The sequence below is a fragment of the Pseudonocardia yunnanensis genome (assembly GCF_039534065.1).
GTDB classification, from domain to species: Bacteria; Actinomycetota; Actinomycetes; order Mycobacteriales; family Pseudonocardiaceae; genus Pseudonocardia; species Pseudonocardia yunnanensis.
Genome location: NZ_BAAAUS010000011.1, coordinates 30,657 through 43,022 on the forward strand (window position 1 = coordinate 30,657; position 12,366 = coordinate 43,022).

Genomic DNA, 12,366 nt, shown 5'->3' on the forward strand with positions numbered 1-12,366 from the left:
CGCGCGCCGGACCTGCCCACAGCAGGCCCGTGGGCGTTCGAGCCCAAGTTCGACGGGTTCCGGGCGATCGCCACCGCGGACCGGCGGCGCGTGCGGCTGCATTCCCGCCAGAACCGACCCCTCACCCGGTACTTCCCTGAGATCGTCTCCGCCATCGCCGACCAGTTCGCCGGCCACGTCGTGCTCGACGGCGAACTCGTCGTGTGCCGGACTGCTGGACTGGACTTCATGGCGCTGCAGCGCCGCCTCACCGCCACACGCCACGCCGCCACCGAGATGCCCGCCACGTTCGTCATGTTCGACGTCCTCGCCGCAGGCGGCACCGACCTGCGCACCCACCCCTACCGGATCCGCCGCGCGCTACTCCTGCAGCTGCTCGATGACGCCGCCCCGCCGCTCGCCGTCGTCCCCATGACCACCGACGGCCAGGCCGCCCGCGCATGGCTCACCGGGCACCTCGACGCCGGGATCGAAGGTGTTGTCGCGAAGCGCCTCGACCACGGCTACCTACCGGCCCGGCGCGCCTGGCGAAAGGTCAAGACCAGGACCAGCGCAGAGGCCGTCGTCGGCGGCGTACTGGGCCCGCTCACCACACCAGTCGCGCTGGTCCTCGGCCGCCGCGACAACGCCGGACGCCTGCGGGTGGCCGGGCGCACCGGCCCGCTCCCACGCGCCGCCCGACCAGCCATCGGCGCCCTGCTGCGCACCGCGGACGAGCAGCACCCCTGGCCCTCCATGCTGCCCCCGGCGAGGTTCAGAGACGCCGCCCCCGTCGAATACACGCGGGTGAACCAACAGTCGTCGTGGAACTCGCCGTCGACGCAGCACCTGACATCGTGCGCGGTCGGCCCGTCTGGCGGCACCCAGCCACCTTCCGCCGAGTCCGCCACGACCTACAAGCCGACGACCTGTAGGTCCTTCGGGGCGAGCTGCACCTCGTCGTCGGGACAACTACGCGACCCTCAAACACCCCGCAGTGAAAGCCTGGCTGGCCCGAAACCCGCGGATCACCGTGCACTTCACCCCCATTCGCCGGACTTATCGATGAAATCAGCTCTGCGAATCTATGGGGCGTGCTGCGAGGTCGTCGACGGACGTGCACTTCGGGCGGATCCTCGCTGAGCGCGGGTTGTCGGAACGCATGCGGATCGGTTCGAAACGGCCGAGCACCCCCGGTAAGCAGCGCAAAACCTGAGGCTTCATCTCCCAGCTAGAGTCCAACAAGGCTGCCAGCCTCCTCGTGGTAGATCCGGATCACAGTCACTGAGTGTGACCGGCCATATTGCCGCCGGCAAGCAGAGCGTCCAACGGTGCTGGTCGCCATGTCGGGCACAGTCACGCCTTAGAGCGTGTTTGAGGTGGGCCGGCGTGTCTGCGTGATCATCACGGTGGATCGAACATCTGCGCGATCTGGGCCGCGGTGCGGCCTTGCATCGAGGCCAGCACGATCCCCGCCTGGCGGAGCCGGACCGGTCACGCGCCGTCCTCGCGATCTTGACCAGTCGCTGGGCCTGCTCGGGCTCCAACGGCTGCACGAACACATCAGGCCGACGCACCACCAGCACCACCTCCACCGGCAGCCTCCCAACCGCGACGGGCACCATCAGCGCGACACGATCACCGCGCCAACGTTTTGTGCCGCGGCGCCGGTGTCCTGCGCCGGAAGTTCGATGGTTAATCGCTGCTCTGATTCGTGTCTGCGTTCCTGATCCTGTGGAGGTAGTCGGCGAGGGTGGCGAGGATCTTTTCGGCGGTATTGGTCCAGGTGCAGGGCAGCGTATTGGTGTTCCAGGTGCCGATCCAGGTCTGGATGTCGGAAGCGCGGGCGAGCCAGATTTTGATTTGCGCGTTGTTGTGGGAGGCGTAGTTGTCGCAGACCACTGTTGATGTCGAGGTCGGTGGGGACGGCTTGTCGATGGTGGTCAGGAACTTGTGGAACTCGATGGCGCGGTGGCTGCGGGGCAGTTGTCCGATGACGGTGCCATTGGCGACGTTGAACGCGGCAATCAGCCTGGTCGCGCCGTGATGTAGGAGTCGTGAGTGCGCCGCGCGCGGGTGGCAGGAATGTCACCTGGCCTCCATGATCGCTCAGACACCTTCCTAGTCGACGGCGATGTCGAAGTCGTCGGCGTCCTCGCCGAGCGAGGCCAGGACTCTGGTTCCACCATGCCCCAGAGGCCGTGCCAGCCGTGCGCGGCCGCGTAGCCGTCGAGCGAGATGATGACTTCCACCATGGGGCTCGGCTCGATCTCTCTTTCGGTTGTGGGTGAGCCGTGCCAGTGGTGCTTAATCACGCGCCGGAAACTCATCGTCTCGCGCCGGTGGGCGAGCACGCGCCTCGTCTGGTGCCTACTGCGTGGTGTAATGCTCGATGCTCATCACCAGGACCACGCGGTCGGCGCTGTCCTTCGGCGCCTGCTGCTCGGCGTTGCCGTACCGCTTGCCCAGGTGGACGTAGAAGTCGCCGGCCGGGTCAGGGATCACCTCGATCAGCTTCCCGCGAACCTCGATGTAGTTGAACACGTTCTCGTCGTTGAGGATTGCAAGGCTCATCGACGGGTTGTGCTGCAGGTTGCGGTACTTGGCACGGTACGTGGTGTGCGTGAAGCGCAGTGTCTCGCCGTCGAAGTCGAACCACATCGGGTTCACCTGGACGGTGTCGTCCGGGCGAATCGTGCCGAGAAACGCGTAGTTAGGCGCCTCGAGGAGATGGATGAGATTGGCGGGGATGATATCGGTAGCACTCATACCGCCAAACATAACGCAGCCGCGACGAGCGCGTCGAAGCGCTGCAGCCGGGCCCGCACTTAGTCGCCCGATCGCCACCCGCACCAACGTGACCGGGCGGACCACCGGATGGAAGGAAGCGGTCAACGCGCTGGTCATGTTCTACGGTGTTTCAAAGAGGTCCTGGACGCCTCGGCTGGTGTCCTGCAGAGCAGGACACTGGTCTTGTTCACGGCGACGCGACGTATCACGATGACGACCACGGTCGGTTCATCTGCGTGCAGACGAGGCGGCGTGGGTCGATTCTAGGGAGGGAGACGACGTCCCCGGGTTATGGGATTGATAGGTCCTGGAGGCCTCGATGGTGGGGCTGGCCCAACCGGATCCGCAAGCGTTCTGGATAGCCGAGGCTCGGTGAGGAATCTGGCATGGTGTGTGGTCGTCGTGGGCGTCGCGGTGGGCATGTGACCTTGCGGCTGGATGGAAAGGTCGCACTGGTCACAGGCGCGAGCTCGGGGATCGGCGAGGCCACGGCTAAGGCGCTCGCTCGGCAGGGTGCGCGTGTCGTGCTCGCCGCGCGGCGGGAAAAGGAGCTGCAGCGCGTTGTCGGGGAGATCGAGGCTGCGGATGGCACGGCGCTCGGCATCCCCACCGACATCTTGGTCGAGGACGACGTTGCCAAGGTAGTCCGCGTAGCGGAAGAGCAGTTCGGTGGCCTGGACATCGCCTTCAACAATGCGGGGAGCTTCGGTTTCGCCGCGCCGATCGTGGAGCAGGCAACGGATGCGTGGCGCGCGGCCATCGAGGACACTCTGACCAGCGTCTTCGTCTCCATCCGCCGTGAGGCGCCGGCGATGCTCCGCCGAGGCGGTGGAGCGATCATCAACAACGCCTCGGTCCTGGGCATGGTGGGCTCCGGCGAAGGCATGAGTTCGTACGTAGCCGCAAAGCATGGGGTGGTCGGGTTGACCCGGGCCGCCGCGTTGGAGCTGGCGGCGCAGAATATCCGGGTCAACGCGATCGCCCTCGGCACCGTCGAGACCCCGATGGTGTGGGCGGGTCGGGAGTTCGCCCCGGAGCTCGACGAGAAGTTCCGTGCCTCCCACGCGCTCAGGCGGACCGCGACTCCTGACGAGCCGGCATCGTTGGTCACCTACCTCGCGGGCGACGATGCGGGATTCATCACCGGTGCCGTCCTGGCCATGGACGGCGGTTGGACCGCCCACTGAGGCGGCTCGACGCCGGACGTGCCGCGTTCGATCTGCTCGCCGTGGCGCTGCGGGACGACACCCCCTCCGTGCCGGGCGGGGACGGCTCCGCGGATGTGTCGCTCGAGATCATGCGGACGCACGTGCGTGACCACCTGTCCGACTGCGGGTCGAGCAGCTGGCCCGGCGGCACCACGTGTCGGGAACCGCGCCGGGTGCGTACCTGCGCGCGCAGCCGCTGCTCGCGGCCCGCGCGATGCTGTCCGACCCGAGGTACGCCCGGCTCGGAATATCGGACATCTGGGCCGACGAGAGCGGCCATGACGGCCACAGGAAAAAGAACCGCGTAAGGGACGTACACCCGACGCAGATCGTCAAGATGCGGTAGCAGTGGCAGTCCGGCATGGACGAAGTCGTGCTATCTCTATATGCGAGGGCTGATCGAGTGTGGGATGCCCCTGACCACAGCCCTGCGCACGATGCCGATGCGCAAGTCGCTACATGCGACCGGGGACGAGAGCTGTTCTGGCATGAGCAAATCAACACGGCTACTGGACCCGCGATCTTTCGCCGACGCACACGCCCTCTGGCAGCGCGGCAGCAACGAGGACTCCAACGGTTTCCGCGGCGGTACTTTCCGAAGGCACCGATCTCAGCAGACACGCTCCCTTACGTCGGGTAGGCCGAAGCGCGCTGGGGTCCGCCGGTCGGTGAGCCGTTGCGCTCACCGGTCGGAGCGCGCTCCGATCCCGTCGCCAGGACCTCGTGGCCTTCCACGCTGGGTACCGTCACCACGATCTCGCCGTCGGTCGTCCGCACCGGCAGTTCGCGCTTCCGAACCGGCGCGCAGGTGGGCCAGGCGGTCAGCCTGGCGTGGCGTCCACGTGAGTGACTAACTGCGTGACAACCGTTGCGCACGTTCATCGTCGGCGACGGATGTCCACGGATGAGTTGGCCTGTCTCCACTGCTGATACATCGCGGTGTTGGTGTCAGCGCGGGAGCGTCCGGAAGTGAGGAGGTGGCGGTAGAGCGCGTTCACTGTCGCGGTGTCGATGTCTTGGAGCGACCGTCGGCCGATGATCGGGATGACGTAGGCGTTGGCGTAGGTTGAGCAGTTGGCGAAGGTTGTCGGCTTGACTGCCGCATCGATGGTCGTGAGTCATTCGGCTAGGAACACTCCCGACGGAGGACCCCGCCGTGCCCGAAGCTTGAGCGTGCATGGTGGCGTTGGTGAGCGCTTCGCGTCGACCGCGATCAGGATGGCACCTCGTCACACGTCATGGCTCCATGAGCACGCCGAACGTCTCGTGCAGTCCGACATACCCGGCGTCGGTGAGCTGGACGGCTCGGTCAGCCTCGGCCCTCCGAACCCATCTCAATTCGACGAACCGATCGAGGAGACCCCGTCCCAATCCACCCGCCAGGTGGTGTCGTTGCTCGCTCCAGTCGACGCAGTAGCGCACAAGCGGCCGGCCCGAAGGAATCCGCGCCCCGAACTCGCCGAAGAACCGGGCGCCACTGTCGGTGACGGCGTAGTCCACATCGCGCCCGTATCCGGTGTGCTTGTCCTGGCCGCCGCCGTCAGGGTCGAACTTGCCATCGCCGCCTGTCAGATGCCCGTGTCGAATCAAGGCAGCCATCAGCTCGACTCCGAGACGGCCTGCGAGATGGTCGTAACACGTGCGTGCACGCCGTAGTGCTTGCGAACGATTGGCCTGCCGCAGCGACCGCACCGGTGTAAACGGGGCGAGCTGCTGCATTGCCTCGATCAGGGCACCGACAGCTGGACCCTTAAGCCGATAGTAGCGATGCCGGCCTCGAGCCTCGACGGTCAGAAGCCCTCCGGTGGTCAACTTGCCAAGGTGACTGCTGGCCGTGGCTGGGCTCACTCCGGCTTCAGCGGCCAGTCGACTGGCGGGCAACGCACGCCCGTCATCCAGGGCGAGGAGGATCCGGCAGCGTCCGGGATCAGCTACCAGCGCGCCCACCGCGGCGATATCAGTATCACCTTCCGAATTGCATCCGACGACGCGTCTTGTGTCGGTGGGCGGCATATTCGTCATGGTTCATCCCCAACCGAACCGAACGCGCGAACAGGATGATTTGTTCGGGCGGCGAGGAGGATGTGGGCACGTCCAGGTGGATTTGCCCTGGTTGTGCGACCCCTCCACCACTCATCCAGACCGCCTGGGCGTCGCCGGGCGAGCCAACTCCAAGCCTGATCTTGTGCGCGGGCCATGAACGTACTCACGAATATGAACTTACCAGTCCATAAGGAGTGCCTGCACTTTGAACGGCGCCCTCACGATTGCGTCGCGGTTCCTCAGCCGTAGCTACGCGGAGGGCGAGCAGGTCAGTGCGCTGGCCGCCGAGGCGTCAACCGTGGCGCAGGGGCGACATGGCACAGCAAGACCGAGCGCATATTTGGACATAGTGTCCATTTCGGGCCCTGGCACTGGACCTAATAGTCCACACGATGCAATAACCCAGTGTTCCAGACCGCTGTTTGCGCTCGTCACACCTCAGGGCCTGTCACCGGGGGTGGCCTGTGTGGGATCGAGCCCGGTGGCGACGCCGCCAATCGGGACTCACCCGGGCAGCCCCACGTGCTGTCGAGCGCTGGCTCCCTGCCGACCTGTGACCAGCCATGTGTCCCCGTTAGCAACCCACCTGACATTCACTCATGCCAACCGAACTCGACGTACCTTGGAGGCTGTCGTGAACACGACACCGTGCGCATCGCACAAACAGCTCGGCGCGAATGCCGACATGCTCATTACCCAAGGTCAGGTCCATGCTGCACGACGCCCGCCCAAGCGGCCGAACCTACCGATCGTTTCCATCTGCGAGTGATTGGATCAGTCCGCCGTGGCTTCCGCTCTGCCGGATTCTCGGAGCAAGGCTCGTTCTTTCTGATCCGACGCCACGCCTGGCGGGCAGAGGGACCGCCACAGCAGGCCCGCGGCGAAGCTGCGCCGCGGTGTCCACGCAGTTGCTCGCCGCGCGACATCGTCGATGGTCGGAAACGTTCCGAGACCCCAGCAGAGCTGAACCGCGCGTCTGATGCCGGTATCGCCGGCAGGTAAGACGTCGGGTCGGTGAAGCTGGCGCATGAGGAACATCTGGGCCGTCCACAGGCCGATCCCCCGGACGGCCGTGAGCGTGGTGATCACGTCGCTGTCGCTCCGCGCCGCCATGCGTTCCACGTCGAGCAGCCCCGCCCTCTGCCGCGTTGCCAGGTCTTCCAGGTAGGACGCCTTCGCCCAGGAGAGACCAGCATTGCGCAGGCCGTCCAGCCCGAGTGCGAGGAGGCTGTCAGGTGATGGGTTGCCACCGCCTGCCACAGCGATGCGGTCGAACACTCTGAAGGCGGCCGTGGCCGAGACGCGCTGGCTCACAATGTGCAGCACCAACGCGGCGAAGAGGCTCGAACCGGTGCGGCCGCCATCATGCCATTCGAACGGGTTCGGGTGACCATGGATATCGATCAAGCTTGCGAAGATGGGATCAAGCTCCGCCAGGCTTTCATACTCATGTGCGAACGTCCCGGTCGTAGGAGCCCTGCCATCGCGTTGGCTGCTCACCGTAATGCTCCGGCCCGCGGCCGGGCGAACAACTGGCTCGTCTTGCGGGCGGCGACGGCAGGCCGCACGAAAGATGGCCTGCCCTCGTCAGCCCACATCAACATCAACAGCTCGGGGCCGGCCTTTGAAGTGCCGGAGATGCCGCCGCCGCGATCGGCCATCGAAGCGCCGAATGCGCTGACGTTCACGGTGGCGTCCCGTCCTCGCACAATCGCGGGGCCAGCCCTCTGACCAGGATCTGGGGCAACTGCATCCCGACGAGACGGCCGCCCCCGGCCGCCCCCGTGACGAGTGCGGTCAATCCTAACGGCAGCTCACACATCGCAGCCCCCTTGCACCTGAACTTGTACCAATCGATGTAACCGAGCCCGCATCCTCACGGGGTGCACGGCGCTGCCGAACTGGTCCGGCGAACTCTCCAGGGGACTCGGTTCCACAGTCAACGCGTCTGCACCTCGACGACGAAATCGGCTGGGTCGGGGAGCGAGCGCGGAAGGGTGAGCTCAACTATCGGCTCCGAGCGGGCGATCCGGCTTCGCTGCGACCAGGGGTAGTCCGCGATCGACCGGAACGTCTCGGCGCCGCGCGGGTGAAGCGTCGTCCGCACGGCGCCGGCGTTCAGGTGCGTGAGCTCGACGTCCGAGGCGTACGCCTCGAGCACCGCCGACGTGTCGAAGATCAGGATGTCGTGTAGCCGTCCCCGGTTGGACGGGGCCGCGCACAGGGTGTCGAGGCGCTTCTCGGTGAGCCAGAAGAAGACACGGCGGTTGAGTGTGCGGTACCACTCCGGCTCTGACATCCCGACCAGGGCCCGTCGCAGCACATTGACGTTTATCGGCCTGTTGTCGTGGATGACGGCACGCCCGTGTTCGGGATGCTCGATGACGACAGGGTGGCCACGACGCGACGCCTCGATCCGGTCGCGGTCAGGCCCGCTCACCTCGAACAGGTCGAGGAGTGCGGTGGTCGAGAGCAGACCATGACGCTTGACCGATGACCACGAGCCTGCCTCAGTCATGTGATACAGCCGCGGCCAACGGACGGCAATGTAGGACGCGCTGAGCGTGTCCGGAACGTTCACCTGTCGCTCTCCCGATGTCAGGACTGTCACGCCGCGGTGATTCCGCCGTCGCGAAAGATGGCGTGCCCGGTGCGGTACGCAAGACCGCGCCTAATAGGTGAGACCGATGAGCTCACGGACTGGCCTGAGACCGGCCTGTTCAGCCTTGGCGTAGGGACTACCGCAGTAAGGAAAGTTGCTACGCACCCTGTCGACATCGGGTGCCACCCCATCAGCGATCGGAGTATTGGCCGCCAAGGTCAGCATGACGTCGAAGGCATCCACGTGCAGAGGACGGCCATTGAAAACCGCACCACCAAATTCCGCTACTGTTCCAATCTCGTACGGCAACAACGCCGGACAGATGCGAGAGGAAATCTGCCTAGCGTATTCGCCAGAACCTTCGGACGCCCCAGCGCTGGCGGTCAGTTTCGACACGAGCTCAGTAACCGCCGCGCCAAAGTTCTCCACGTCCTGCGAGGGGACGGACGTGTGGTAACGATCGGCAAGATCCGGAAGCTCGGGATTCGACAGGAAGAGGTGGGTGAATAATGGCAGGCCCCAACGGTAGACCTGCGTCTCCGGAGCGTGCCCGTAGAGTGACACGGTCGCCCAGCTGCGGATAATACCGTTCCCCAAAAGCGAGTTTGGGACTTCGAGCACGGTCGCCATCACGTTGCGGTTCTTGAAGAGATTCTGCTTGTGCCGGAATGCCTCATCGGCGAAGCGATTCTCGTTGAAGAGACCGTTCACCAGCGTGAAGAAGCCAAATGCATCTGCTGCCCAGAGTTCTGCGGCCACGCCGACGTACGCACGAATCCCGTCAGAGGAGACCTCTTCGCCGACTTCGCCTTCTACGAGTAGATCCCCGGCATCGCCTCCGATCTCGTCGCCTTCCGCCCGGATGACCTTGAAGTGCTGGGAATACGTGCTTTCAGCGCTGTCTCCGCGACGATGACGCGGGTCGTCATAGATGAATTTGAAGACGACATCCTCGCGCGCGTCACCATCGCGATCGAACCGGAACGCGTACAAGCCCTCAGGGTGAAGTGTATCCGGGGCAAATATTTGCGCGTCGGGGTTCGTCGTCATGATCATAGCCGTACTGTCGGTCGATGCGCCCTTGAACAAGTACATGTCCAAGATATTTAGACGCGAGTCGTCCTTGGCGATAGCGGTGTCGAAGTGGTGAGACATGCACGTCATCCTTTCGTGAAATTTCAGCTCCCGGTCCGTGCCGGAAAGATCTTCTGAACATGGGCGGATGGACACCTGAGTCGAGTAGCTCCAGCATGGTCGAGCTTTGGTCGCAGGGAAATTGGGTAACAGCGGCGTCCCTGATCAGTCGTTGACGTCGAAAGTCTCCAGTACGCGGTCTTCTAGCCGCGGGACGATCTCTCCGAGTACGAGTTCCTTGAAGTGCTCGGTCTCACGATGGGCGTCGAGCGCTTCCCGTGAGGCGTAGCGCTCGAGAAGGACGTAACTGCGTTCGTCGTCGAGGCGGCGGTATATCTCGAAAGCTAGGCATCCGGGCTCGGTGAGAGCGGCGGCGGCAAGCTTAGGTAGTAGCGGGAGCACCTCGTTCTCCTTGCCGACCGACATCGTGTGGCGCGCGATGAGTTGAACCTCGCTCATTGGTTTTCCCTTCATAGATACGGTCACTTATACCTTGACGTGCCCATTCATGGTTTTTCGGGGATTGTGAATCAGTCGGTTGGTCATCAGGCGACCGTGGTCTCGGGCTCGGGAAAGTCGATTTCGGTCTCGGCGACGTTGTTGATGAAGTTGGTCAACAGAAACTGGACCGAAAGGGCTATGATCTCGGCAATCTGAGGCTCGGCGTAGCCGGCGTCGCACACGGCAGCAAGATCGGCGTCGGTGACCTTCCCTCGTGTCTCGGTCACTCGTTTGGCAAACTATGCTGCCGCCGCGCTTGCCGATGGCGTCAAGGACACCATGGGTGGCCTCCGGGGCTTCGTCGCGGGTGGGGATGTTCAAACGAGCCATAACGATACTCATTCTTGGCTACACAAGGCAAAGGTTGCCCTGTCTCATTTATCTTATGGGGTCAGATATCCGTGTTCGAGCCGCGCCGTTACCGTCCGTCGGTTTCGTCGTAGCTTGAAATCGGCTGTGCCCACTCTCGTCCTGCCTCACGACCGGCACCGCGTGATGAGCTCCGAGGCCAGTCCTGGAAGGTCCGGCGCCACGATGTGGGGTTGCGGAAGGCCACCAAGGGGCAGAGGGGCATTACCCGGCCGGGTGAGGAGGCCGCCGGTGAATCCGGTGGACTGTGCTCCCACGGTGTCCCACACGTGGGTGGCGATCATCATGCAATTCGACGGCGCTACCTCCAGCTCCTGGGCGACAAGGTTGTACACCAGCGGGGCCGGCTTGTAGGAGCGGGTGCTCTCGATGTGGAACTGACGCTCGAAGTACGGAGCGAGACCGGCCTGCTCGAGTGGGCTCTTTCCGTTGGGATTCGGCGGAGAGTTCGTCAACGTAACCATGCGAAAGCCGGCGTTCTGCAGCAGCCGGAGTCCCGGTTCGACGTCAGGATGCGCTGGCATGGTGAGCATGCCCTGCTTGATCTCGTCGATGTCGGATGCTGTGACCTCAACGCCATGGATCTCTCCAGCCATGCGGAGCAGCCCCTGGCCGAGGGAGAAGTAGTCCTTGTAGAGACCTGACAGGGTGACCGTCATCGAGTACATGATGAGGTTGGCCAGCCATTCGCGAAGCACCCGTCGGTCGCCGAAAACCTTCTCGAACAGGGGTGAGATCGACTCGAAGTCGATCAATGTCTCGTTGACGTCGAAAACGAGTACTTCCGGGGTGCCGTTGATCCACTGGGTGCCGTCCGGCGTGCTTCGATTGCGCTGCATGGCGTGATCCGCCTCCTCTTATGTTGTAGGGGAAGTATTCGAGGGCTCTCCCGGCAGCCCGGCGCTACTCGTGAGATTCGCACCGCGGGGCCACAGTGGTCGGCATCGCCGACAGACCGCACCGGGACATCAGCTATCGGTGGACTCAACTCGAGGAACGTCGGGGTAGTATTGAGGTGCTTCCCGTCGGTCATACATGCCGTAGTCGCGAATGATCCGCACCCGACGAAGGCGCAGCTGTTCGGATGACGTGAGGCTTTTCTCGAAGGTCTCCGCGGCGGAATCGTCAGGCCACGACGCCAGCAGGATGAGATCGCCCGGACTCAGCACGGCGTCAAAGACGTCCCACGACAGTGGCAGATGGGTAGCGAGGTCGAGTCCCAACGCGCGAGCGAGCCGGTCGGGTTCGGATTCTGGGGTGTAGCCCGCCGGAGCATCGATGAGTGTCACCGCGGTGCCCTCGCCGACCTCGGTCTCGTCCAAGCGCTGTTCGCGCAGTTCCAGACCGGCGGGTAGCCGAGTGTCCTGGGTGATCTGGCCCACCCTCAAGTGGTAGTCGAGCAGAACTTCGGTGCGCCCCTTCTCCTGGATTCGATGGTGGCTCTCGAGCCTGCGCCAGCGAACGACGGCCTTCTCGTCCCGCCAATTCGACAGCGAGAGGATCCAGCCCTCGCGGGTTAGGCTGCGATACCGGATGTTGTCCACGAATCCGTCGATCTGCTCTAATTCGGGTCGCAACATCTTGGCGTAGCCGAGGTAGGCATCCCACTGATCGGGCTTGGGATGCACTTCGAATAGTACGGAAAACATTTCGGTCTCCTCGTGGTGGGTCAGGTCGAGTCCGCTTTCACGTGATGTGGCGGATTCTGCTGATTTGATATCGAGCGTGTTCCCCGCTCAC

General features: G+C 64.1%; 13 protein-coding genes. 2 read left to right on the forward strand and 11 right to left on the reverse strand.

Going from position 1 to position 12,366, the window contains the following annotated elements; all coding sequences use genetic code 11:
• The first annotated feature begins 12 nt into the window (after positions 1–12).
• The gene (locus tag ABD743_RS44465) at positions 13–1,122 is read left to right on the forward strand and encodes an ATP-dependent DNA ligase (protein ID WP_425566922.1); all 1,110 of its coding nucleotides are present in this window, start codon (positions 13–15) and stop codon (positions 1,120–1,122) included.
• Positions 1,123–1,674: 552 nt separating this feature from the next.
• On the opposite strand, the gene ABD743_RS13455 is transcribed toward ABD743_RS44465, so the two are convergent.
• Together ABD743_RS13455 and ABD743_RS13460 are read right to left on the reverse strand one after the other, a co-directional pair.
• A complete protein-coding gene (locus tag ABD743_RS13455; RefSeq protein WP_344722308.1) occupies positions 1,675–1,881 on the reverse strand; it encodes a hypothetical protein in 207 nt (68 codons plus the stop codon).
• 468 nt (positions 1,882–2,349) lie between these two features.
• Positions 2,350–2,748 carry a PPOX class F420-dependent oxidoreductase gene (locus ABD743_RS13460; RefSeq protein WP_344722310.1) on the reverse strand — a complete coding sequence of 133 codons (399 nt, stop codon included), beginning with the start codon at positions 2,746–2,748 and terminating at the stop codon, positions 2,350–2,352.
• A gap of 407 nt (positions 2,749–3,155) precedes the next feature.
• Here ABD743_RS13460 and ABD743_RS13465 point away from each other — a divergent pair, with 407 nt between their 5' ends.
• A complete protein-coding gene (locus tag ABD743_RS13465) occupies positions 3,156–3,956 on the forward strand; it encodes an SDR family NAD(P)-dependent oxidoreductase (protein WP_344722312.1) in 801 nt (266 codons plus the stop codon).
• Positions 3,957–5,213: 1,257 nt separating this feature from the next.
• On the opposite strand, the gene ABD743_RS13470 is transcribed toward ABD743_RS13465, so the two are convergent.
• The 9 genes from ABD743_RS13470 to ABD743_RS13510 all read right to left on the reverse strand — a co-directional run bounded on the left by ABD743_RS13470 (position 5,214) and on the right by ABD743_RS13510 (position 12,275).
• Positions 5,214–5,999 (reverse strand): ArsR/SmtB family transcription factor, encoded by a 786-nt coding sequence (locus ABD743_RS13470; RefSeq protein WP_344722314.1) that lies wholly within the window; start codon positions 5,997–5,999, stop codon positions 5,214–5,216.
• Positions 6,000–6,794: 795 nt separating this feature from the next.
• Positions 6,795–7,520, reverse strand: a complete 726-nt coding sequence (locus ABD743_RS13475) for a DNA-3-methyladenine glycosylase family protein (protein ID WP_344722316.1) — start codon at positions 7,518–7,520, stop codon at positions 6,795–6,797.
• Entirely contained in the window at positions 7,517–7,708 is a 192-nt protein-coding gene (locus ABD743_RS13480) for a hypothetical protein (protein ID WP_344722318.1), read from the reverse strand. Before ABD743_RS13480 ends, ABD743_RS13475 begins: the two co-directional genes overlap by 4 nt.
• 251 nt (positions 7,709–7,959) lie before the next feature.
• Positions 7,960–8,631 carry a DUF7002 family protein gene (locus ABD743_RS13485; RefSeq protein WP_425566919.1) on the reverse strand — a complete coding sequence of 224 codons (672 nt, stop codon included), beginning with the start codon at positions 8,629–8,631 and terminating at the stop codon, positions 7,960–7,962.
• Between the two features lie 60 nt (positions 8,632–8,691).
• Positions 8,692–9,777: a DUF4331 family protein gene (locus ABD743_RS13490; protein WP_344722321.1), complete on the reverse strand. Its 1,086-nt coding sequence runs from the start codon at positions 9,775–9,777 to the stop codon at positions 8,692–8,694.
• Between the two features lie 144 nt (positions 9,778–9,921).
• Positions 9,922–10,215, reverse strand: coding sequence for a putative quinol monooxygenase (locus tag ABD743_RS13495; protein ID WP_344722323.1), 294 nt, complete (start codon positions 10,213–10,215; stop codon positions 9,922–9,924).
• Positions 10,216–10,301: 86 nt separating this feature from the next.
• Entirely contained in the window at positions 10,302–10,484 is a 183-nt protein-coding gene (locus tag ABD743_RS13500; RefSeq protein WP_344722325.1) for a carboxymuconolactone decarboxylase family protein, read from the reverse strand.
• A gap of 249 nt (positions 10,485–10,733) precedes the next feature.
• Positions 10,734–11,465 (reverse strand): haloacid dehalogenase type II, encoded by a 732-nt coding sequence (locus ABD743_RS13505; RefSeq protein WP_344722327.1) that lies wholly within the window; start codon positions 11,463–11,465, stop codon positions 10,734–10,736.
• A gap of 129 nt (positions 11,466–11,594) precedes the next feature.
• Positions 11,595–12,275: an antibiotic biosynthesis monooxygenase family protein gene (locus ABD743_RS13510; RefSeq protein ID WP_344722329.1), complete on the reverse strand. Its 681-nt coding sequence runs from the start codon at positions 12,273–12,275 to the stop codon at positions 11,595–11,597.
• Positions 12,276–12,366: the final 91 nt, after the last annotated feature.

Coding starts and splice junctions, on each gene's coding strand:
- ABD743_RS13460 (WP_344722310.1), bottom strand. CDS start 2,748: ATGAGTGCTACCGATATCATCCCCGCCAATCTCATCCATCTCCTCGAG.
- ABD743_RS13465 (WP_344722312.1), top strand. CDS start 3,156: ATGGTGTGTGGTCGTCGTGGGCGTCGCGGTGGGCATGTGACCTTGCGG.
- ABD743_RS13470 (WP_344722314.1), bottom strand. CDS start 5,999: ATGACGAATATGCCGCCCACCGACACAAGACGCGTCGTCGGATGCAAT.
- ABD743_RS13490 (WP_344722321.1), bottom strand. CDS start 9,777: ATGTCTCACCACTTCGACACCGCTATCGCCAAGGACGACTCGCGTCTA.
- ABD743_RS13495 (WP_344722323.1), bottom strand. CDS start 10,215: ATGAGCGAGGTTCAACTCATCGCGCGCCACACGATGTCGGTCGGCAAG.
- ABD743_RS13505 (WP_344722327.1), bottom strand. CDS start 11,465: ATGCAGCGCAATCGAAGCACGCCGGACGGCACCCAGTGGATCAACGGC.
- ABD743_RS13510 (WP_344722329.1), bottom strand. CDS start 12,275: ATGTTTTCCGTACTATTCGAAGTGCATCCCAAGCCCGATCAGTGGGAT.